Below are 20,972 nucleotides of genomic sequence, written 5' to 3'. Positions count from 1 at the left end.
AGTATAACTGAAATGACAGGAAAATGCGAAGCACCCCAACCGTTGCGGACGATAAATTGCGTTTTTCTTCTATTACAACGGGTTAAAATGCACGCTTTACCGTTGAATTTTCGGTCAGGGTCTTTGTACAGGGTGCGCAATCACCGCGTTCTTGCAGAAAATGCTGTATCTGCTCGGCCAAATCGGATTTGTCTTTGAAGACAAAGAATCGTCATTGTTAGAGGTTGATTCATGCTGCTGAAGAGAGGGTGGTTGTACTTTGTTGGCGGAGTGTTGTTATGGATGGTCGCTGCCCAGTCTTGGACGGGCCAGGCAAGCTGTCCGTCAAAGATAGAGCTTGCCGGCAAGGTCAGCGTGTGGATCGATGCCACCGCATCGGCCGGCTATAGCGATGCGATACAGCAACCGTTCGAAGCGGTTAAAAGCAGCTTTTCGTATGGTTCGACCCGTTCGGCTATCTGGGTCAAGCTCGATGTGAGTGCGCCGCCGGCGTGTCTTAAGGCTCCGCAAAACTGGCTGCTGCGGATGAATGTGCCCTACCATGACCGGATTGACGCCTACTGGCAAGATGCAAATCACCAACTGATACACTGGCAGGGCGGCGATCAAGTACAAGGCCAACACCAGCAAACCGCGCGTTTGCCGACTATTCCGCTGAGTTTGCTTTCCTCCGATCCGTTAAACCCGCAAACGTTTCTGATCCGTTTTGCGTCGCAAAATACCCTGAATGTGTCAATGGATTTGATCAGCGAACAGGCATACCAGCAGCACGAACAAACCATGCTGTTGGTTTCGGCATTTGTCGGCGCGCTGATTTTGCTTGCGCTGCTGTTTGCCCTGTTGCAGCTGTTTATTTTCAGAGCCAAAGGCTTTCTGTTTTTTGCCGGATTTACCGCCGCCATCAGTTTCATCATGATGTTTGTCCACGGCTGGACGACCGTATTTTGGCCGGCGCGCTTTGGCGATGCGATTGGCACGCTGGCGCAGGCCTTCGCGCTGTTCTTTCTGGTGTTGCTCAGTAATGAGTTGCTCAAATTGAAGCACTATTACAAAAAGCTATTTTACGCACAGTTCATCGCCACCAGCTTGGTGGTGGGCTGGGCGGTGGTGTCGGTGGTTATGGGGCAATATCGCTGGTCACTGCCCGTCACGCATCTGGTAGCGTTTTTTATCATGTTGGGCCTGCTGTTCACTGCCGTTAGGCTTTGGCGCAAAGAGCCGCTCGCCAAAGTGTACGTGCTGGTATTTGCGGTGACTGTGTTTGCACTCATGGTGCGCATTGGCGTGATACAAGGGTTTGTTCCCATTAATTTCTGGACAGACAACAGCATGAGCCTGGCCTTGACCATGCAAGTGCTGCTCTTTCTGTTGATCATGTTCATACAAAACTATCAAGAACGCGAACACCGCCTGGCGCTGGAGGCTGCCAATGCGCAACTCTTCACCTCCGCCACCACCGATTATTTAACGGGCTTGCTCAACCGCCGTTACTTTTTTGAATTGGCGCATACAGAACTCGAACGCACCCGGCGCTATGCACGCCCGCTGGCCTGCTTGATGTTGGATCTTGACCATTTCAAAGCCATTAACGACCGTTACGGACATGCGGTGGGCGACAAAGCGCTGGTGGCGTTTGCAGAAACACTCAAGCGCGAACTGCGTCGCGAGGATTTGGTGGCGCGTTTCGGCGGCGAGGAGTTTGTGGTGTTGTTGCCGGAACAGTCTTTGTCCGAGGCGCTGACCACGGCCGAACGCCTCAAGGTACAGATTGCGCAAATGGAGCTGGCGTTGGCCGATTCCGAATCGCCGCTGACGATAACGGTGAGTATCGGCGTGAGCACGCTTTGGCCCACTGACACTACCCTGGATGAACTGTTGATGCGCGCCGATGACGCGCTTTATCGTGCCAAAGCGGGGGGACGTAACCGCGTGGAAAGTGAATAGCCGCCTAAGTTTGTGGTTTGAGCATTTCTGAAAAGGCTTTTAAAAACCCAACAGGCCGGGTTATCGCTCTTTGCGGTTCAGGCGTTTGAGGTGAAGCAGATGCTGCAACCGCAAGGCGAGTCTGGCTAAGCGGCTTTGGGTTTTCCAGAACAGGAAGGCCGCCGGTTGGCTATGGTCATCAGTCGGTTTGGGGGGCGTGGCAGGCTTTTTCATGGCGATTTACGAAGGAGTTCGCACCTGTTCCAAGCGTTTAAGCATGGCGGCTGATGGGAAGCCGTCAGCCGGCAGGCGCTGGTCTTTCTGGAAGGCGCGCAGCGCGTTGCGGGTGCGGCTGCCGGCGATGCCGTCGGGTTTGCCGGCGTCGTAGCCGAGCCAGTTGAGGTGATCCTGCAGGGCCTGCATATCCGCAAGGCTCATGGCTTCGTCATCGTCGGGGCGCTCTTTGCTCAAGGTGGTGCGCCCGATGATGCGGTCGGCGAGATGGGCGACACCCAAAGCGTAGTTATTGGAGTTGTTCCAGCGCTTGATGACGTCAAAATTGGCGTACACCAGAAACGCCGGCCCGCGATAATCAGAAGGCAGCAATAGTTTGGCATTCATGCTCTCTTGCGGCAGGGCGCGGCCATCGGCGAGTTGGATGCCCAGTTGCGCCCACTCCTGCAAGGAGCGTTCGGTTTGGCCGTCGGCCAGCGCATAGTCGAATCCTTTGGGCAGATGCACCTCGCGTCCCCAGTTCTCCTCACGCTGCCAGCCCAGTTCGGCCAGAAAATGGCCGGCGGAGAAGAATACGTCTTCCAGGCTGTTCCACAGGTCTTTTTTGCCGTCGCCGTCGCCGTCCACCGCATAGCGCATATAGTTGGACGGCATGAACTGGCACTGTCCCATCGCGCCTGCCCAGGAACCTTTCATGTCTTGCAGGGAAATATTGCCCTGATCGAGAATTTTCAGCGCTTCCAGCAGTTCGTTGCTAAAGAAGTCGCTGCGGCGCGGGTCGTAGGCCAGGGTGGCGAGCGACTCGATAATCGGGATATTGCCGGTGTAGCCGCCGAAATTGGTTTCCATGCCCCAGAAAGCGACCAGAAAACGCCCCGGAACGCCGTATTGTTTGGTGACCTGATCGAGCAGTCTGCGGTGTTTGCGATAGAGCATTGCGGCGCGCTGAATGCGCCATTCGGTCACCGCGCTTTGGAAATACTGCCAGAAAGTTCGGGTAAATTCCGGTTGGCGGCGATCCAGTTCCAGCACCTTTTCATTCAGATGAACGTCGGCAAAAGCCCGCTCCAGCGTGGTTTTGGAGATGCCTTGAGTTTCCGCCTGCTGTTTGAATTGTTGAACCCAGCTCTGGAATTCGGCGTCATCCTGCGCCATCGCCGAGCCTGCATAGAATGCAGGCCAAAGCGCGGCAAGCAAAAGCGCGGCAAGCAAAAGCGCGCCCGACCAGTGGCGTAACAGACGAGATAGGGATGGAGGAATCGGGAACGTCATTGCGGTTTTTACCACGGCCGTGCGGTTTCTAATCGGACATCCTATTTTACAGAAACTTGAATGAGAGACCAGTAAAACAAGTAAAATGCGCTTATTAAAAACGCCTGTTCTCCATACATTTAAGTACCGAATTTTTAGGGAAAATGGGAGCCGGCCCCTTGACTGTAAATGGATAGAATTATGTTGAAATGTTTTGCCACCGCGCCGGGTGGGTTGAGTGAGATTTTGCGCGAAGAGCTGATGAGCTTCGGTGCCGAGAATGTCAAGGCGCAGCCGCGCGGCGTCAGCTTTGAGGGGAGCTTGGAAGTGGCTTACCGCGCCTGTCTGTGGTCGCGTCTGGCCAACCGCATCTACATTACGCTGTTGGAAACCAAACTCGACAATCAGGAAGAGCTGACCACGGCGATGGCCCAAGTGCCGTGGGAAGAACACATGGAAGGCAACGGCACCTTTGTGGTCTCCTTTTCCGGTAAAGGCATGGGCATCGACCATACCCATTACGGCGCGCTCAAAATCAAGGACGGCATCGTCGATTACTTCCGCGACAAGTTTCATACCCGTCCGCGTGTCGATACCACTTACCCCGAACTGCGTGTGCACGGCCATTTGAACCGCAATGAACTGACATTGAGTCTTGATCTGACCGGCCACAGCCTGCACCAGCGCGGTTACCGCGAAGGCCAGCAGGTCAAGGCGCCATTGAAAGAGAACGTCGCTGCGGCGTTGTTGATGCGCGCCGGCTGGCCGGAAATCGCCAAAGCCGGCGGCACGCTGTATGACCCGATGTGCGGTTCCGGTACCTTTCTGATCGAAGCCGCGATGATGGCCTCGGATTTGGCGCCGGGGCTGGAAAAAGCCGATCAGATGGCGTTTTTAAGCTGGAAGCAGCATGACCGCGCCTTGTGGAAAAACCTGATTGCTGAGGCGCGTGAGCGTGAAGCCGAGGGCTTGCGCCATCTGCCGCCGATTTACGGTTCGGACGTGTCGCACAAAAGTTTGGACATTGCCCATGAAGCGATTGCCAACGCCGGTTACGACGACAGTATCGAAATCAAGCAGATGGCGGTGGCGCAAGGCCGCCGCTGGGGCGACTGGACACCCGGCCTGGTGATTTGTAACCCGCCTTACGGCGAGCGTTTGGGCGAGATCGAAGAGGTCAAGGCGCTCTATGTGGAATTGGGCAACTACCTCAAAACCGAATTCGACGGCTGGCAGGCGGCAATTCTGACCTGTAACGACGAGTTGGGCATGTATCTGGGGTTGAAGGCCAAGCGTTCGCACAGTTTCTTCAACGGCGCCTTGGAATGTAAGTTGTTCCGTTTTGACGTCATTGAGGCTTACCATCGCCAGCCGGCCATCAAAGGTGGTTTGCATCTGGCGGAGGAGATTCACAACGCCCTGCCGGAATTGGTGGAGAGCGAGGGGGCGAAGATGTTCGCCAACCGCGTGCAGAAAAACCTCAAAACCCTCAAGAAATGGGCGCAGCAGCATCAGGTGAATGCCTACCGCGTGTATGACGCCGATATGCCGGAATATGCCTTGTCGGTGGATTTTTACCATACCGAAGAGGCCGGCGATTGGCTGGTGGTCAACGAATATGCCGCGCCGAAATCGGTCGACCGTCAGAAGGCGCGCAAGCGTCTGTATGAAGCGATGGCCGCCTTGCCGCGTGTGTTTTCGATGCCGTTGGAGCATATTATCTACAAGGTGCGCGAGCGTCAGAAGGGCACCTCGCAGTATGAGCGGCTGGATGAGAGCAAACAATTTTTTACCGTGCTGGAAAACGGTGCCAAGCTGCGTGTGAATTTCACCGATTATCTGGATACCGGCCTGTTTCTGGATCACCGCGATGTGCGGGCTTATGTCGCCAAACAGGCCAGCGGCAAGCACTTGCTGAATCTGTTCTGTTATACCGCCACGGCCACGGCGGAGGCGGCAGTGGCCGGCGCCAAGAGCAGCTTGAGCGTGGATATGTCCAAAACCTATCTGTATTGGGCCAAGCACAACTTTATGAACAACCGCATCGACGAGCAGCAGCACCGTTTGCATCAGGCCGATGTGCTCGATTGGCTGCAAACCGCGTGGAAAGGGCATAAAGAACAGTTTGATGTGATTTTCCTCGACCCACCGTCGTTCTCCACCTCCAAACGCATGGAAGGCACGCTCGATATTCAGCGCGATCATGTGGGACTGATCGAGCAGACTTTGCGCTTGCTGAAGCCGGGCGGTGAGCTGGTGTTCTCTAACAACCTGCGCAAGTTCAAGTTGGATGAAGCAGGATTGCAGCAGGTGCAGGCCGGTTTGCAGATCACCAATCTGACGCGTCAGACTATGCCCAAGGATTTTGAGCGCAACGACAAAATTCATCAGGTGTGGTCAATCATCAAGGCTTAAGGCTACTCATTTTCGGGTACACATTCGCGGGGGACTAATTTGCCGACACTTGAGGCAGATTAACTCCCGCGACCGGTTTTTGCTTTATGCTTGGCGGCCTGAACAACATGGATGCTGACAATGGAACAGAAAATACAGTTTGATGAAGCCCTGATTAAGCGCTACAACCAGACCGGGCCGCGTTATACCTCTTATCCGACGGCCTTGCAGTTCGACGAGAGCTTCGGGATGGCCGATTACGAGGCCGCCGCAGCGCGCAGCAACGCTTCGGGGCGCGATCTGTCGCTGTATTTTCATATTCCGTTCTGCGATACGGTCTGCTTCTTCTGCGCCTGCAACAAGGTGTGGACACGCGACCGTTCTAAAACCACTCCTTATCTGGAACGTCTGTTCAAAGAGATCGAAATGCAGTCCAAGCTGTTCGATCCCAGCCGCAAGGTCGCGCAGTTGCATTGGGGCGGCGGTACGCCGACCTTTATCAACAACGACGAAATGCGCCAGTTGATGGACAAGACACGTCAGCATTTTAATCTGTATGACGACGATTCCGGCGAATACTCGATCGAAATCGACCCGCGCGAGGCCAACCGCGAATCGGTCAAACTGCTGCGTCAACTCGGCTTCAATCGCATGAGCCTCGGCGTGCAGGATTTCGACGAAAAGGTGCAAAAAGCGGTCAACCGCATCCAGACGCAGGCAGAGACGTTTGAGGTGTTGGAAGGCGCGCGCGAAGCCGGGTTTATGTCGGTCAACGTCGATCTGATCTACGGCCTGCCGTTCCAGACCGAGCAAGGCTTTATCAAAACCCTGGATCGCGTGTTGGAAGCCGAACCGGATCGCTTCTCGATCTTCAATTACGCGCACATGCCGGCACTGTTCCCCACGCAGAAAAAGATGAACGAAGCGGATATGCCTAGCGCCGACGAAAAACTGGCGATTCTGCATGCCTCCACCAATCGACTGCTGGAAGCAGGTTATGTTTATATCGGCATGGATCACTTTGCCAAGCCGGATGACGAGCTTGCCGTGGCGCAGCGCAATGAAACCCTCTACCGCAACTTTCAGGGCTATTCGACGCACGCCGATTGCGATCTGGTGGGCATGGGGGCGACCTCGATCTCGCTGATCGACAACACCTATGCGCAGAACCGCAAGAGCCTGCAGGAGTATTACGAGGCGATCGATGCCGGGCATCTGGCCGTGTATCGCGGCGTGCAATTGACCGAAGACGACGAACTGCGCCGCGATGTCATCACCCGTTTGATCAGCCATTTCCATCTGAATTTCGCCAAGCTGGATCAGGCGTGGAATATCCGTTTCAAGGAGTATTTCGCCAAGGAGTTGCAGAATCTGGCGCCGATGGCGGCAGACGGTCTGATTACGTTGAGCGACGAGGACATTTACGTGACCGCCAAAGGGCGTCTGCTGATCCGCAATATCTGCATGGTGTTTGACGCCTATCTGAAAGCCGGCACCGAAAACCGCTTTTCAAAAGTGATATAAGCGCAAGTAAGATAAATAAGATAAAGAAGGGCGTTTTACGCCCTTTTTTATTGGCTGAATTTTGCGGCTAAAAAAACTCAACAGGCCGGGTTGAACCTTTTCAGAAGGCATAAAAAAAGGTTCAGGCCGGAGCAACCTGAACCTAATCCTCACAAAAAAATGACAGATCAGAAGAATGAGGAAAACGGGCGCTATGGATTGTTTTGGAAGCAATCCCTGGCAAATGGGGAGTTCAGCGGGTTCAATGTCTGAATCGCCGGACTGAAATTCGTTATATTCTTTTGGGAATAACGCTTGGCATTAAAAAATGGTGCGAAGCCATTATTCCATACATCGTTATATCCACAAGAATATAACGATGTATTTAATCACCCTTGTTGGGGCATTGCAAGCAAAAAAATCACGATTTTCCAGACCCGGCCTGTTGAGTTTTTAGGCGGGATTTTCAGCCGGCAGCCAACTGGCGGTTTTGCCTGTCAGATAATAGACGGTCAAGCCGATCCATTCGCGCCAAGCCGGTTCCAATGATTTGAGGTGGTCGAACAGGTCGAAATCCCAATAGCGATAAGTCTCGCTATTAGAGCGATAATCGACCGGATAAGGAACCACATTGACACCTTGTTGGCGAGCGATGCCGACGGCACGCGGTATGTGGAATGCGGAGGTCACCAAAAGGTAAGTACCGTCGATTTTGGGCAGCAGCGGCTTGGTGTTGACGAAGTTCTCAAAGGTATTGCGCGATTGGGATTCCAAAATGAGGCGGGCGGGCGCAATGCCGACAGTGGTGAGTAGCGTTTTCGCCAAATCGCTTTCCGAGCCGGTGTTTTGCAACTGCATCGAGCCGCTGCCGCCGGTAAAAATCACCGGAGCCTGCGGATAATGCCGGGCGAGCGTGGCCGCACCGATATAGCGGTCGCCACCTAAACCGAGCTCGGCGGTCTGCCAACTTAGGGCGCGTTTCAAGTCTTCGCCGCCGCCGAGCACGATAATGCCGTCAATCGCTGCCGGCAAATGGTCGGGTTTGCTGAAACGTTTTTCCAGCGGTTGCATCAGAAAATCGCCGACCGGGTAGGCCATCACCATAAAACCGATAATAGCCGTTGGCAACAAGCACCATTTGGCGGCACGCTGGCGGTTAAACAGTAAAAAAACCGCACCCAAAACCGCACCGATAATCAGCAGGTTGCCGGGGCTGAGAAAAATCCAGGCAATTTTGGAGGCGAAGAAAAACAGCGTATCCATAAGTTTCCTTTGGCAGAAATTGATTTATCGCAAAAGCAAGGAGTTTATTGGCCACTAATTGCCAACTTAGCTTGAATAGTGCGCATCTGTCCTTATATTCTAGCCAAATAACGTTTTTGAGGACCTTTTTATGATGGACAAATTTACCACGCAGTTTCAGTCGGTGCTGGGCAAGGCGCAGTCGCTGGCGATTGGGCAGGACAACCAGTTTATCGAGCCGTTGCACATCCTGAGCGCCTTGCTGGACGAGCAGGGCGCGCTGTTGCAGCTCGCCAAGGTCAATGTGGCGGCATTGCGTCAGACGGTGCAGCAGAAGCTGACAACGCTGCCTAAAGTCAGCGGGGCGGCGGGCAATGTGCAGCTGTCGCAGAAGTCGGCGCAGGTGTTGAACCTGATGGACAAAGCAGCGCAGAAGCAGGGCGATGCCTATATCGCCAGCGAACTGTTTTTTGTGGCGGCGCTGGAGTCCAACGATGTGGTGGCCGATGTATTGAAACAGGCCGGTGCCAATAAAAATGCGATTGAACAAGCGATTCAGCAAGTACGCGGGGGTGACAAGGTAATGGATCAAAATGCAGAAGAGACACGTCAGGCATTGCAGAAATACACGATTGATCTGACCGAGCGCGCCGCTTCCGGCAAACTCGATCCGGTGATCGGCCGTGACGACGAAATCCGCCGCGCGATTCAGGTGTTGCAGCGCCGTACCAAAAACAACCCGGTGCTGATCGGCGAGCCGGGCGTGGGTAAGACGGCGATTGTGGAAGGGCTGGCGCAGCGCATTATTAACGGCGAAGTGCCGGAGGGTTTGCGCGGCAAAAAAGTGCTGTCGCTGGATTTGGGCGCGTTGCTGGCCGGTGCCAAATACCGTGGTGAGTTTGAAGAGCGCCTCAAAGCGGTGCTGAACGATCTGGCCAAGAACGAAGGGCAGATTATTCTGTTTATCGACGAGATTCATACCATGGTCGGCGCCGGCAAATCGGACGGCGCGATGGACGCCGGCAATATGCTCAAGCCCGCTTTGGCGCGCGGCGAACTGCACTGCTTGGGCGCGACCACGCTGGACGAATACCGCGAGTACATCGAAAAAGACGCCGCGTTGGAGCGCCGCTTCCAGAAGGTGTTGGTGGACGAACCGACCGAAGAGGATACGGTGGCGATTCTGCGCGGTCTGAAAGAGCGTTATGAGGTGCATCACGGCGTGGACATCACCGACCCGGCGATTGTCGCGGCGGTGCAGTTGTCGCAGCGTTACATTACCGACCGCCAGTTGCCGGACAAGGCGATTGACCTGATCGACGAAGCGGCCTCGCGCATCCGTATGGAGATCGACTCCAAGCCCGAGGAGATGGATAAGCTGGATCGCCGTCTGATTCAGTTGAAGATCGAGCGCGAAGCGCTGAAGAAGGAGAAGGACGCGGCCTCCAAAAAACGCTTGGAAGACTTGCAGACGCAGATTGATGAACTGGAAAAAGCCTATTCCGATTTGGAGGAGGTCTGGAAAAAAGACAAGGCCAAACTGCAAGGCACGCAACAGTATAAAGAGGCGTTGGATCAGGCGCGTATCGAGATGGAAGCGGCACGCCGTGCCGGCGATCTGGCGAAGATGTCGGAGCTGCAATACGGCAAGATTCCGGAATTGGAAGCCAAAATCAAGGCCGGTGAGCAGGCGGAATCGGAAGATGGCGAAACCCTGCATCTGCTGCGCAACAAGGTGACCGACGAAGAGATTGCCGAAGTGGTGGCGCGTTGGACGGGCATTCCCGTTTCGCGCATGTTGGAAGGCGAGCGTGAGAAGCTGTTGCGTATGGAAGAGGCTTTGCAAAAACGGGTGGTCGGTCAGAAAGAGGCGGTCACGGCGGTGTCGGATGCGATCCGCCGTTCGCGTGCCGGCCTGTCCGATCCGAACCGTCCGAACGGCTCTTTCCTGTTTTTAGGGCCGACAGGTGTCGGTAAAACCGAATTGACCAAAGCCTTGGCGGATTTCCTGTTCGATACCGAAGAGGCGATTGTGCGCCTGGATATGTCGGAGTTTATGGAGAAACACTCCGTAGCGCGTTTGATCGGTGCGCCTCCGGGCTATGTGGGTTACGAACAGGGCGGTTATCTGACCGAAGCGGTGCGCCGCAAGCCCTATTCGGTGATTTTGCTGGACGAGGTGGAAAAGGCGCATCCTGACGTATTCAATATCCTGTTGCAGGTGTTGGACGACGGTCGCCTGACCGACGGGCAGGGACGCACGGTGGACTTCAAGAACACCGTTATTGTGATGACCTCCAACCTCGGTTCGCAGGTCATTCAGGAGAAGGCCGGCGAGGAGAACTACGAGGCGATGAAGGCGGATGTGATGGAGGTCGTCGGCGGCCATTTCCGTCCGGAGTTCATCAACCGTATCGACGAGATCGTGGTGTTCCATCCGCTAGGGCGCGAACAGATTCGTTCGATTACCAATATCCAGTTGCAGAACCTGCGCAAACGTTTGCAGCAGGCGGAACTGGGTTTGGCGATCAGCGATGCCGCGCTGGATCTGCTGGGCGAAGCCGGCTTCGATCCGGTGTATGGTGCGCGTCCGTTGAAACGCGCCATCCAGCAGCGCATCGAAAATCCGTTGGCGCAGCGTATCCTGCGCGGCGAGTTTGTGGCGGGTTCGACCATTCATATCGGCGAACACGAAGGCGATATCACCTTCGCGTAAGTCTCCAAAACGTCGTTTAAAAAAGTGAACAGGCCGGGTGTCATAGGGCATCCGGCCTTTTTTATTGGCGCTTTGTTTGAGCTATAAAAAACCCCGCAAAAGCGGGGCAAAAGCAGAGTTTTAGGAGAGTTGATTTTTGAATGTATCCACGATTAACCGAAGACGTCCGCAGTGATGTTGCTGAACCAGGAGTGGGCATACAACACTTCGCGTTTGCGCAACTCAGGATCGTAAGCGCCGGTCAAACCGCCCGCGCCTTTCACCGCGACGATTTTGCCGTCTTCATATTTGTAAACCGCCGCCACCGAAATGCCGTCGCCCGGTGCAATCACCGAATAACAGGTGTTGACCCATGAAGGCTCGACCATTTCCAGACCGTTCAATGCAGAAGCCACGGCTGCCGCACAGACTTTGGCTTCGGAGTTGGCGGCATAGCCGGATTTCGGCAGAGGCGCCGCTACCGCCGCGTCGCCGATAACGTGGATGTTTTTGTGAATGGTCGATTCAAAGGTTTTGTGATCAATCGGGCACCAACCTTTGTCGTCCACCAGGCCTGCATCAAACGCGATTTTGCCGGCTTTCTGCGGCGGAATGATGTTTAGCACATCGGCTTTGAAATCACCGGCTGCGCAGGTGACGGTTTTGCTGGCGACATCCACCTTGGTGACCGTGCCGCCATCCTTGGAGTTGATGAACTTGATCATGCTCGCATCGGTTTCATAGCCATAATGGCGCTTCCAGCCGTCGATGAACAGACCTTGTTTAGAGAATTTCTCTTTAGGGTCGAGCAGAACGATTTTAGAGTTGGGTTTGTGCGCTTTTAAGTAAGCCGCAATTTGCGAAACGCGCTCGTAAGGTCCTGGAGGGCAGCGGAACGGGTTTGGCGGAGCCACCAGCACAACGGTGCCGCCGTCTTTCATGTCCAGCAGTTGCTGACGTAGCATTTCGGTTTGCGGGCCGGCTTTCCAGGCGTGCGGAATGCTGTTGGCTGCGACGTCGGCGGAATAGCCTTCAATGGCTTCGTATTTGAAGTCTACGCCCGGCGAAACGATACAGCGGTCATACGCCAGTTTCTGGCCGCCTGCCGTAGAAACGGTCTGGCCTTTGGCATCAATCCCGGTCACGCTGTCAAAAATGACGTTGATGCCTTTGGCTTTGATTTTGTCGTAGTTGAAGTGAATGGACGACATTTGACGCTCGCCGCTCAATACCTCGTTGCTCATAAAGCAGGTGTAGTAGTCCGGATTTTTCTCGATGATGGTGACATCGATGCTTTTGTCCATTTTTTTCAGGTATTGTGCCGCCGTAGCGCCACCGATGCCGCCGCCGACGATGACGACGCGCTTGCTGCCGGCAGAAGCAGACGTGGCCTGAGTCGCCGCCGCAACACCGATTGCTCCCGCTGCTGCGCCTTTAAATAGATTTCTTCTTGAAATATTGCTCATGTTGTCTGCTCCTTATTTGCTTGAGTAGAATTCAATCAGTTGATCTACACCTTCTTGGCCGTACTTGTCATGCATGGCTTTGAGCTGTTTGGCCATCTTCTTGGGCGCTTCGCGGCTGCCGGAAGTGAAGTCATGCAAGTTGTACTGCAGATAAGGTTTCCATTGTCCTGCCAGGATGCCGGCATCGTCGGATGCCAGGCTGCCGCCTTCGGAGTGGCATTTTTCGCAATATTTGTTATGCAGTTTTTCGCCTTTTTGCACCAGGCTGTCATTCACGGCTTGAACCGCTGACTGGTGGTGCTGCTTGGAGAAATATTCGGCCATCGCCGCGATATCTGCCTCGGTATAACCTTTGGCGATACGCATCATAATGGTTGAAGGGCGCGAACCGGAGGCGTAGGCGTTCATCGATTCAATAAAGTAGTCCTTAGAAATCCCGGCAATCGACGGGGTGGCCGGTCCGTGGCTCACGCCGTTGGGGCCGTGACAGCCGGCACAGGTGTTGGCCAGCATTTCGGCACGGTCAATGCCGGCAAAAGCGACGTTTGATGCCAGCATGCCGCCGGCGACCAAAGCGGCTTTTGCGATAAAGCCTAGTTTAGCTTTTTTCATAAGTTACTCCTCCTCAGAAGTATTGCTCAGTGATAGACTCGATGATGAAAACGGCTGCAAGATGCGTTCCGGTTTCGTTATCTTTGCCGCTGTCCGGACGCCGTCGAGTCGTCAGGCGTCAAGGATCCTAGTGCACGGCTAGCGTTTAGGCAGAATGTCCTCAACCAAGCCGTCGCGGCGTTTGATATCGATCTCTTCCGGTTCATCCGGTTCCATATGGGCGATGCCTTTATGGCAATCGATACAGGTTTGCCCTTTTTCCATCGCGCGTGGATGCTTGTTGGCCGCCTGTTTGCCCTGTTCGTCAAAATCCATTGCCGCAAAGTTATGGCAGCTGCGGCACTCGCGGGAGTCGGTTTCCTTCATTTTTTTCCAGACAGCGTTGGCCATCTCCCAGCGATGTTGGTTGTAGTGTTCCAGATAGGCTTCCTCGTCCGCCTTGAGTTCATCGCTTACGGCAAAATCGCCGACAAATTCATGGTAGACGTCTTTGGCCGCCAGGATTTTGGCTTTGAGTTTAGGCAGGAAATCGTGTGGAACATGGCAATCGGCACATTCCGCGCGCACGCCCGAGGGGTTTTTGTAGTGGATGGTCTCTTGGTATTCTTTGAGATTGACCGTCATGCTGTGGCAAGAGGTGCAGAATTCGGTGGTGTTGGTGTAAGCGAAAAAGGCGTTCATTGCGCCGAACGAAGCGAAACCGAGTAGGAAAACGACCACGACAAGGCCGACTTTTTTGTTGAACATAGTATTGCTTATCTTTTTATTTTGGCGGTTTAACTTGGGCCATCTTTTAGCATTAACGCCGATCGTGATTTGCTAAATGAGTGCGTACTTTTATTTATGAGTTTTTATAAACGAATTTTATAGACTCATGCAATCCTTGAATTGCATGGCTATGTTATGAGAGAAAATTTTGATGGTAAAGCTAGTAAATTTGATGATAGATAGGGTAGATTTATTTAATAAAACAGTAATATTAGAAAGGGCTAATATTGCTGTTCGATTAGAAATGTGTATTCTCGCGCCTGAGTGGTGATTTGCTCGCTTTGGAACAGCAGCTCCTGGTGGTTTTGCAAACCACCGCGGGTGATTTTGATGCCGATGATCAGCGTTGAAAAATCTTGCAAACGGCGCTGCGGCAGGAGTTCATCGGCTGGCGTCAAGCGCACGCTAGCCGGCAGATTTGCAAGCGCTAGCTTTTTGGCGGCAATCGGCATCGGCATACCGTCCGTGCTTTTGGCGTAAATAAACACCTCGGCATCTCCCCATGCCTGACGCCATTTGCTATCCAGGTTGAGGTGTATCCGGAAGGCGGGGGCGGCAGTCTGTTCCGGCAGGTATGTCGCGGCCGAATCGGGCGCGGCAACAGGCATGTCAGGCACTTCCAGTGCGACGAGTAACTTGGCGACCTCAAGACGTTGTTCACTGCCTTCGGGCAACTGCGCATAAAGCGTCTGCCAATAGCGCGCCGCCTCTCTGGGATGCCCGGCTTGCTGCTCGGCCATGCCCAGCATCCACAGGGTGGTGTTGTCGTGCGGATTGCGCTGATAGGCGGTTTGCAGCAGTTCGCGGGCCCTTGCGGTGATGCGTCCGCCATTTTGCAGGGTGAGGCTGTCAGCCAGTGCCAGGGCAATATTGGCATTGTCAGGCGCGAGCGCAAGCGCTTTTTCATAGGCGATGACCGCTTTGCTGTAATCGCGGGTCACGCTGTAGGAGCGCGCTAGCAACAACCAGCCATCCAGGTGTTTGGGGTCGTGCGCCAGTTTCTGTTCGAGCTTATCGACCAGCGTCACCATCGGGGCGGGCTGTTTTTCGCGTTGCATGTCGGCAAACTGCGGTGTGCCCAGCCAGGCGTAGACGCCCAGACTGAAAACCGGCACAAACAGCGCCACGGCGGCGATGACGCGACGATGCGATGGCTGCTGCGTGGAGGATGGGTTTTTGAGAAAAGGCAGCAGCAGCCACAACAAGGCAAGAATCAGCAGGGCGCTTAAAGCGAGGCTAAGGAGGGTCATGGCGTCTCCTTGTCTAGGGGGTTGGCCTGTTTGCGTAGCAGGGTCAGCAGCCAGATAACGCCCAAAGCCACGAACAGTAGCGGCGCAAACCAGAGCAGCGCGGTGTGCGTTTTGAGCGGCGGGTTATAGAGTACAAAGTCGCCGTAGCGTTGCACCATGTAATCCACCACCTGCTGTTTGTCGGCCTGTTTTTCGACCAGCAGATGGTGAACCTGCTGGCGTAAGTCCTGCGCCAACTGGGCGTTGGAATCGGCCAGATTCTGATTCTGGCAGACGAGGCAGCGCAACTCGAAAATCAATTCGCGGTAGTTGGCTTCCTGCTCGGGCGTGTCGAAGCGGTAACTCTCGATCATCGCCTGCGCCGGCCAACTTAAACAGGCCAGTAAAAGGGCGGTCAGATGCATTTTCATTGAGTCATCTCCAGCGTATTCAGCAAGGGAAGCAATTCGTTATCGAGGCGTTGCTGCGTGAGCGGCCCGGTGAATTTATGGCGGATGATGCCGGCCGCATCCACCACAAAGGTTTCCGGTACGCCGTAAACCCCCCAGTCGATACCGGCCTGTCCGTTTTGGTCTTCAACCACAAAGCTGTAGGGATTGCCCAAAGCATCGAGCCAGGCTTGCGCTTCGTTGGGGGTGTCTTTGTAGTTCAGCCCCACCATCGTCAGTGTGCGGTTCTGCGCAAAACGCACCAGTAGCCTATGTTCCTGTTGGCAGGAGCTGCACCATGACGCCCAGACATTGAGCAGCCAGACCTGGCCGCGCAGCTGTTGCGGCGAAAAGGCGGTCTGCTGATTCAGCAGCGGCAGTGTAAAATCCGGCGCCGGTTTGCCGATCAGCGGCGAAGGCACGGCTTTGGGGTTGAGCGTCAGGCCGATTGCCAAAAACGCCACTAGCAGCGAGAACACCGCGATAGGCAGCCACTGTTTTTTCATGCAGCGCTCTCCTTGCGGCGTTGACGGCCGGAGGGGAGGGCGAGCAAACCGCCCAGTGCCATGAGAATCGCGCCGAGCCAGATCCAGCGGATCAGCGGCTTGTATTGAATCCGCAGGCTCCAAGCCGCGCCGTCGAGTTTCTCGCCGAGCGCCACGAACAGGTCGCGTGACAGCTGCGCGTCAATCCCCGCTTCGGTCATGGGCATGGCCTGGCTCAGGTAGGTGCGTTTCTGCGGGTGCAGGTCGGTCAGCCATTGGTTGTTTGCATAGACTTTGATTGTGCCTTCCGATGCCAGATAGTTGTGTTCCTGCTTCTGGATGACGCCGACGAATTGAAAGCGGGTGTCGCCGATGCTGTAGGATTCGCCGGGTGCAAGACGCAGGTCCTTTTCAATGCTGTACAAGGAGGTGACGGTAATGCCGGCGAGGGTCACGGCAAAACCGATATGCGCCAGTACCGCGCCGAGAATGCGGCGGCGCTGCACCCGGCCTGTTGAGTTTGTGGCGGCGCGGTTTTGCCAAAGCCACTGCAAGGCGCTCAAGGCGATCCAGGCGCTCATAAACAGGCCAACCACCGCCCAACCTTGCAGATCGGGCAGTAATAACAGCGGCAGTACAAACGCCAGCAGGGCGCTGACCAGCAGCACCGGCCAGAGTTGTTTGAGCAGGCCGCCCGCCCGGCTTTCGCGCCAGTGGGCGGCAAACCCTAATCCCATCAACAGTGCCAGCGGAACTGTCAGTGGCACGATGACGCTGTTGAAGTAGGGCGCGCCGACCGAGAGTTTGGCGATGCCGAGCGCATCCAGAATTAAAGGGTAAAGCGTGCCGAGCAGCACCGTCGCCATCATGGCCATCAACAGTACGTTATTGAGCAGCAGCAGGGTTTCTTTGGAAAGGGGCTTAAAAGCGCGCTGCTGGGTGACCAGATGGGCGCGCGCCGAAAACAGCAGCAGCGCCGCGCCGACGATCACCACCAGAAACACCAGAATAAACACCCCGCGCGACGGGTCGCTGGTAAAGGCGTGAACCGAGGTGAGTACGCCGGAACGCACCAGAAAGGTGCCCAGCAGACTCAGGCCGAAGGCGAGGATGGCCAGCAGCAGGCTCCACGCCTGGAAACTGCCGCGTTTGGCGGTAATCGCCAGCGAATGGATCAGGGCGGTGGCGACAATCCACGGCAGGAGCGAGGCGTTTTCCACCGGGTCCCAGAACCACCAGCCGCCCCAGCCGAGTTCGTAGTAAGCCCACCAGCTGCCCAGCGCGATGCCCAGCGTCAGAAACGCCCAGGCGATCAAAGTCCAGGTTTGCGCCCAGTGCGCCCAGGCGTTTTCCATTTTGCCCTCCATAAGCACGGCCACCGCAAAGGCAAAGGCCACCGCCATGCCCACATAGCCCATGTAGAGCATCGGCGGATGGATCGCCAGGCCGATGTCCTGCAATAGCGGATTGAGGCTGCGGCCCTCCTGCGGGACTTCCAGCAGGCGTTCAAACGGGTTGGAGGTGATGAGAATAAAGAGGATAAACCCCGCCGCAATCCAGCCGAGCACGCTTAACAGGCGCGCTTTGAGGGTCGGCGGCAGCTGTTTGGCGAACAGCGCGGCGGCGAGTGTCCAGAGTGTCAGAATCAGCGCCCAGAGCAGCAGCGAGCCTTCGTGTGCGCCCCAGGTGGCGGAGATTTTATAAATCAGCGGCAGTTGGCTGTTGGAGTTGGCGGCGACGTATTTGACCGAGAAATCGTCCTGTATAAAGGCGTAGATGAGGCACGCAAACGCCAGCCCCAACAGCGCAAACTGGCCGACGGCGGCGGTTCTGGCTAGTTCCATCCAGAGCGGTTGGCGCTGCTGCACACCTAAAAGCGGCACGCTGGCCAGTACCATGGCAAACGCCAGTCCCAGAATCAGGGCAAAATGTCCGATTTCGACAATCATGGGGTGGCCTGCTGGGGTTGCGGCACGTTTTTGGCGGCCTGTTTCAAGGAGTCGGCCACTTCGGGCGGCATATAGTTTTCGTCATGTTTGGCGAGCACTTCGTGGGCCATAAAAATCCCCTCGGCATTGAGGCGGCCGTTGGCGATAATCCCCTGGCCCTCGCGGAACAGGTCGGGCAGGATGCCGTTGTATTCTACCGTGACGTTGGCGGCCCCGTCGGTCAGGTCAAAACGCACCTTGAGGCTGGTCGGGTCGCGCTGCACCGTGCCGTTGACCACCAGACCGCCCAAGCGGAAATCGCGCCCCTGCGGGGCTTTGCCCTGTTGGACTTCGCTGGTGGAGAAGTAGAACATCATGTTTTCGCTGAAGGCTTGCAGCAATAGAAAGGTCGCGAGGCCGACGCCGCTGAGAAGCAGCAGCAGCGTATAAAGGCGTTTTTTGCGCAGCGGACTCATCGGCGTTCTCCGTCATGGTCGTGCAGGGCTTCGGCTTCGCGCCATGCCTGCGCGTGCTGCAGAAGCGGCTGAATCAACAGGATGGTCATCACCAGCGTGCTGAAACCGAAGGCGCTCCACACATAAAAGGCGTAACCGCCCATATTCAAAAATTCACTCATGCTTGTGTCCTTGGTTGGCTACCCGGCCTGTTGAGTTTTTTCGGGGCATTTTTTGGGCGTTAAAAATGCGTTCCTTCACCCAACCGCAGTGCAGGTCTTGTTCCAGCAGATGGGCGCGCATTTTCAGCAGCATCGCCCAGCCGTAGAAGACCTTGAAGGCGGCGGCCATGAGCAGCAGCGGGATGAGCATGTCGATATGAATCGAGGGGGTGTCGAATTTGCTGACCGTGGCGCCCTGGTGCAAGGTGTTCCACCACACCACCGAGTAATGGATGATAGGCAGGTTGACCACGCCCACCAGCGTCAGCAAACTCATGGCGCGGCCGGCGCTGCGGCGCTCGTCGATGGCGTTGTACAGGGCGATAATGCCCAGATAGATAAACAGCAGGATCAGTTCGGAGGTGAGGCGGGCGTCCCACACCCACCAGGCGCCCCACATGGGTTTGCCCCACAGGGCGCCGCTGACCAGCGCAATCAGTGCAAAGCCGGCGCCGATCGGTGCGCTCGAAATAATCATGATCTCCGCCATACGCACCCGCCATACCAGCGCAATCACCGCGCTGACGGCCATGGCGAAATAGACGAACATGGAGAGCCACGCCGCCGGGACATGCACATACATAATGCGGAAAGAGTCGCCCTGTTGGTAGTCGGCCGGAGCGTGCCACAATCCCAGATAAAGGCCGGGTACCAGCAACAGCAAAAACAGGCCGCCGAGCCACGGCAGCAGTTTGCCGGCAAACGGGTAGAACCAGGCGGGCGCGCCGAGGCGGTAAAACCATTTGAGCAGAGGGTGCATAGTACGTTTTTCAGTCACGGTGGTTTCCTGTTTGTTTGCGGCTATTGTGTGGCGCCAAGCCGCAATGCGGCGGCAATGGCAAACGGGGCGAGCACCAGGCTCAACACCAGCAAGGCCGCCAGTAGGTATAGTTGTCCGGCCGCCGACCAGCCTTCGGCCGCAACCTGCACGGCGCTGGCGCCGAAAATCAGTATCGGCAGGTAGAACGGCAGCATCAGCAAGGGCAAAAGCAGACTGTTTTTTTGCAGTCCGCTGGTCAGGGCGCTGCCGATGCCGCCGATAAAAATCAGCGCCGGGGTGCCAAGCAGCAGACTGAGTAATAGGGTTTCTAAACTGGCCTGCGGCAGATGCAGCGCCAGCGCAAAAAACGGCGCCATGAGCAGCAAGGGCACGGCGGTGAGCAGCCAATGCGCCAGCAGTCGTGCCCACACAAAGCCGATCAGACTGTGGCGGCTGAGAATCCACTGCTCGATCGTGCCGTCCTCCAAGTCGTCTTTAAAAAGGACGGGCATGGACATCAGGGCGGCTAAAAGAGCGGCAATCCACAGCACGCCGGGGGCGATCTGTGCGAGTTTGGCTTCGGAACCGCCCATGGCGATCGGAAACAGCACCACCACCATCGCAAAGAACAGCAGGTTCTGGTAGGACTCGCCGCGGCGCCGCCAGGCGAGGCGCAGATCGCGCTGCATAAGGGTGAACAGACTATGCATCCGCTTGCCTATAGAGGTTGAAGTTGCAGGCGTTGCAAGGCAATGTCCAGCGGTTGGTGGGAGGTCATAATCAGCAGGCCGCTTCGTTGCAGATGGTTTTCGACCATCTTCTCAAACAGGCGGATACCGTTCACGTCGAGCGCCGTTTGCGGTTCGTCGAGAATCCACAAGGGCGCATCGCTCAATAGCAGGCTGGACAGCGCCAGACGCCGTTTCATGCCGGCGGAAAAGGTTTTAACGGCGTGATGGCGCTGTTTACCCAGTTGCATAAAGTGCAGAGCTTCAAGCGGGCAATGCTGATTGTGCCCGCGCAGCAGGGCGAGCATTTCCAGATTTTCCAGGGCGCTCAGATCGTCTTTGAGCGGATTGTGGTGTCCGAGCCAGCTCAGAAAGGATGACGCATGGCTTGCGATGGGTTGGCTGTTCAATTGAATGTCGCCGCTTTCCGGGCGGCGCAGGCCGCACAAGGTCTTGAGCAAAGTGGTTTTGCCGGCGCCGTTGGGGCCTTCGACCAACAAGGCATCGCCTGCATGAAGCGAGAAGGAAACCGGTTGGAAAAGCGGTCTGCTTTGGCGCGTACAACTTAATTCTGTGGCTTGAAAAAGCATTGAAACGGCTAACTCTTAAGCGGTGTTCTTGTGACGGAA

The 20,972-nt window shown here is 55.7% G+C and carries 19 protein-coding genes; 4 read left to right on the top strand and 15 right to left on the bottom strand.

Annotated elements, in window-relative coordinates; translation table 11 throughout:
- Nucleotides 1-231: 231 nt before the first annotated feature.
- On the top strand, nucleotides 232-1,944 hold the full coding sequence (locus tag HZ297_RS11005) for a sensor domain-containing diguanylate cyclase (protein WP_178863706.1): 1,713 nt from the start codon (nucleotides 232-234) through the stop codon (nucleotides 1,942-1,944).
- A 60-nt stretch (nucleotides 1,945-2,004) separates the two neighbouring features.
- Here the strand turns inward: HZ297_RS11005 and HZ297_RS11000 are convergent, their stop codons facing one another.
- Entirely contained in the window at nucleotides 2,005-2,157 is a 153-nt protein-coding gene (locus tag HZ297_RS11000; RefSeq protein ID WP_178863705.1) for a hypothetical protein, read from the bottom strand.
- A gap of 6 nt (nucleotides 2,158-2,163) precedes the next feature.
- A complete protein-coding gene (locus HZ297_RS10995) occupies nucleotides 2,164-3,429 on the bottom strand; it encodes a lytic murein transglycosylase (protein ID WP_178863704.1) in 1,266 nt (421 codons plus the stop codon).
- 180 nt (nucleotides 3,430-3,609) lie between these two features.
- On the opposite strand from HZ297_RS10995, the gene rlmKL reads away from it, so the two are divergent.
- Nucleotides 3,610-5,823, top strand: coding sequence for a bifunctional 23S rRNA (guanine(2069)-N(7))-methyltransferase RlmK/23S rRNA (guanine(2445)-N(2))-methyltransferase RlmL (gene rlmKL / locus HZ297_RS10990; RefSeq protein ID WP_178863703.1), 2,214 nt, complete (start codon nucleotides 3,610-3,612; stop codon nucleotides 5,821-5,823).
- A gap of 120 nt (nucleotides 5,824-5,943) precedes the next feature.
- Nucleotides 5,944-7,326, top strand: coding sequence for an oxygen-independent coproporphyrinogen III oxidase (hemN, locus tag HZ297_RS10985; RefSeq protein WP_178863702.1), 1,383 nt, complete (start codon nucleotides 5,944-5,946; stop codon nucleotides 7,324-7,326).
- A gap of 432 nt (nucleotides 7,327-7,758) precedes the next feature.
- On the opposite strand, the gene HZ297_RS10980 is transcribed toward hemN, so the two are convergent.
- Nucleotides 7,759-8,568: a YdcF family protein gene (locus HZ297_RS10980; protein ID WP_178863701.1), complete on the bottom strand. Its 810-nt coding sequence runs from the start codon at nucleotides 8,566-8,568 to the stop codon at nucleotides 7,759-7,761.
- Between the two features lie 130 nt (nucleotides 8,569-8,698).
- Between HZ297_RS10980 and clpB the strand changes: the two genes are divergently transcribed.
- On the top strand, nucleotides 8,699-11,263 hold the full coding sequence (clpB, locus tag HZ297_RS10975; protein ID WP_218644624.1) for an ATP-dependent chaperone ClpB: 2,565 nt from the start codon (nucleotides 8,699-8,701) through the stop codon (nucleotides 11,261-11,263).
- Between the two features lie 152 nt (nucleotides 11,264-11,415).
- On the opposite strand, the gene HZ297_RS10970 is transcribed toward clpB, so the two are convergent.
- From HZ297_RS10970 to ccmA, 12 genes are all read right to left on the bottom strand, one after another.
- Nucleotides 11,416-12,708, bottom strand: coding sequence for an NAD(P)/FAD-dependent oxidoreductase (locus HZ297_RS10970; protein WP_178863700.1), 1,293 nt, complete (start codon nucleotides 12,706-12,708; stop codon nucleotides 11,416-11,418).
- Between the two features lie 12 nt (nucleotides 12,709-12,720).
- The gene (locus HZ297_RS10965; RefSeq protein ID WP_178863698.1) at nucleotides 12,721-13,320 is read right to left on the bottom strand and encodes a c-type cytochrome; all 600 of its coding nucleotides are present in this window, start codon (nucleotides 13,318-13,320) and stop codon (nucleotides 12,721-12,723) included.
- Between the two features lie 138 nt (nucleotides 13,321-13,458).
- Nucleotides 13,459-14,067, bottom strand: coding sequence for a NapC/NirT family cytochrome c (locus tag HZ297_RS10960; RefSeq protein WP_178863696.1), 609 nt, complete (start codon nucleotides 14,065-14,067; stop codon nucleotides 13,459-13,461).
- A gap of 242 nt (nucleotides 14,068-14,309) precedes the next feature.
- Nucleotides 14,310-15,338, bottom strand: coding sequence for a tetratricopeptide repeat protein (locus HZ297_RS10955; protein ID WP_178863694.1), 1,029 nt, complete (start codon nucleotides 15,336-15,338; stop codon nucleotides 14,310-14,312).
- Nucleotides 15,335-15,748, bottom strand: a complete 414-nt coding sequence (locus tag HZ297_RS10950; protein ID WP_178863692.1) for a cytochrome c-type biogenesis protein — start codon at nucleotides 15,746-15,748, stop codon at nucleotides 15,335-15,337. The genes HZ297_RS10955 and HZ297_RS10950 overlap by 4 nt, the downstream gene beginning before the upstream one ends.
- Nucleotides 15,745-16,272 carry a DsbE family thiol:disulfide interchange protein gene (locus tag HZ297_RS10945; RefSeq protein ID WP_178863690.1) on the bottom strand — a complete coding sequence of 176 codons (528 nt, stop codon included), beginning with the start codon at nucleotides 16,270-16,272 and terminating at the stop codon, nucleotides 15,745-15,747. Before HZ297_RS10945 ends, HZ297_RS10950 begins: the two co-directional genes overlap by 4 nt.
- Nucleotides 16,269-18,200: a heme lyase CcmF/NrfE family subunit gene (locus tag HZ297_RS10940; protein WP_178863688.1), complete on the bottom strand. Its 1,932-nt coding sequence runs from the start codon at nucleotides 18,198-18,200 to the stop codon at nucleotides 16,269-16,271. Before HZ297_RS10940 ends, HZ297_RS10945 begins: the two co-directional genes overlap by 4 nt.
- Entirely contained in the window at nucleotides 18,197-18,655 is a 459-nt protein-coding gene (ccmE, locus tag HZ297_RS10935) for a cytochrome c maturation protein CcmE (protein ID WP_178863686.1), read from the bottom strand. The genes HZ297_RS10940 and ccmE overlap by 4 nt, the downstream gene beginning before the upstream one ends.
- Nucleotides 18,652-18,816 (bottom strand): heme exporter protein CcmD, encoded by a 165-nt coding sequence (ccmD, locus tag HZ297_RS10930; protein WP_178863684.1) that lies wholly within the window; start codon nucleotides 18,814-18,816, stop codon nucleotides 18,652-18,654. The genes ccmE and ccmD overlap by 4 nt, the downstream gene beginning before the upstream one ends.
- On the bottom strand, nucleotides 18,809-19,633 hold the full coding sequence (locus HZ297_RS10925; RefSeq protein WP_343034824.1) for a heme ABC transporter permease: 825 nt from the start codon (nucleotides 19,631-19,633) through the stop codon (nucleotides 18,809-18,811). The genes ccmD and HZ297_RS10925 overlap by 8 nt, the downstream gene beginning before the upstream one ends.
- Before the next feature lie 23 nt (nucleotides 19,634-19,656).
- Nucleotides 19,657-20,325: a heme exporter protein CcmB gene (gene ccmB, locus HZ297_RS10920; RefSeq protein WP_218644623.1), complete on the bottom strand. Its 669-nt coding sequence runs from the start codon at nucleotides 20,323-20,325 to the stop codon at nucleotides 19,657-19,659.
- Nucleotides 20,326-20,333: 8 nt separating this feature from the next.
- On the bottom strand, nucleotides 20,334-20,933 hold the full coding sequence (gene ccmA / locus HZ297_RS10915; RefSeq protein WP_178863682.1) for a heme ABC exporter ATP-binding protein CcmA: 600 nt from the start codon (nucleotides 20,931-20,933) through the stop codon (nucleotides 20,334-20,336).
- Nucleotides 20,934-20,972 lie beyond the last annotated feature (39 nt).

Source organism: Thiomicrorhabdus cannonii, assembly GCF_013391695.1.
GTDB lineage: Bacteria > Pseudomonadota > Gammaproteobacteria > Thiomicrospirales > Thiomicrospiraceae > Thiomicrorhabdus > Thiomicrorhabdus cannonii.
This window is presented reverse-complemented; position numbering and strand designations above follow the sequence as displayed.

Coding starts and splice junctions, on each gene's coding strand:
- HZ297_RS11005 (WP_178863706.1), top strand. CDS start 232: ATGCTGCTGAAGAGAGGGTGGTTGTACTTTGTTGGCGGAGTGTTGTTA.
- HZ297_RS11000 (WP_178863705.1), bottom strand. CDS start 2,157: ATGAAAAAGCCTGCCACGCCCCCCAAACCGACTGATGACCATAGCCAA.
- HZ297_RS10995 (WP_178863704.1), bottom strand. CDS start 3,429: ATGACGTTCCCGATTCCTCCATCCCTATCTCGTCTGTTACGCCACTGG.
- rlmKL (WP_178863703.1), top strand. CDS start 3,610: ATGTTGAAATGTTTTGCCACCGCGCCGGGTGGGTTGAGTGAGATTTTG.
- hemN (WP_178863702.1), top strand. CDS start 5,944: ATGGAACAGAAAATACAGTTTGATGAAGCCCTGATTAAGCGCTACAAC.
- HZ297_RS10980 (WP_178863701.1), bottom strand. CDS start 8,568: ATGGATACGCTGTTTTTCTTCGCCTCCAAAATTGCCTGGATTTTTCTC.
- clpB (WP_218644624.1), top strand. CDS start 8,699: ATGATGGACAAATTTACCACGCAGTTTCAGTCGGTGCTGGGCAAGGCG.
- HZ297_RS10970 (WP_178863700.1), bottom strand. CDS start 12,708: ATGAGCAATATTTCAAGAAGAAATCTATTTAAAGGCGCAGCAGCGGGA.
- HZ297_RS10965 (WP_178863698.1), bottom strand. CDS start 13,320: ATGAAAAAAGCTAAACTAGGCTTTATCGCAAAAGCCGCTTTGGTCGCC.
- HZ297_RS10960 (WP_178863696.1), bottom strand. CDS start 14,067: ATGTTCAACAAAAAAGTCGGCCTTGTCGTGGTCGTTTTCCTACTCGGT.
- HZ297_RS10955 (WP_178863694.1), bottom strand. CDS start 15,338: ATGACCCTCCTTAGCCTCGCTTTAAGCGCCCTGCTGATTCTTGCCTTG.
- HZ297_RS10950 (WP_178863692.1), bottom strand. CDS start 15,748: ATGAAAATGCATCTGACCGCCCTTTTACTGGCCTGTTTAAGTTGGCCG.
- HZ297_RS10945 (WP_178863690.1), bottom strand. CDS start 16,272: ATGAAAAAACAGTGGCTGCCTATCGCGGTGTTCTCGCTGCTAGTGGCG.
- HZ297_RS10940 (WP_178863688.1), bottom strand. CDS start 18,200: ATGATTGTCGAAATCGGACATTTTGCCCTGATTCTGGGACTGGCGTTT.
- ccmE (WP_178863686.1), bottom strand. CDS start 18,655: ATGAGTCCGCTGCGCAAAAAACGCCTTTATACGCTGCTGCTGCTTCTC.
- ccmD (WP_178863684.1), bottom strand. CDS start 18,816: ATGAGTGAATTTTTGAATATGGGCGGTTACGCCTTTTATGTGTGGAGC.
- ccmB (WP_218644623.1), bottom strand. CDS start 20,325: ATGCATAGTCTGTTCACCCTTATGCAGCGCGATCTGCGCCTCGCCTGG.
- ccmA (WP_178863682.1), bottom strand. CDS start 20,933: ATGCTTTTTCAAGCCACAGAATTAAGTTGTACGCGCCAAAGCAGACCG.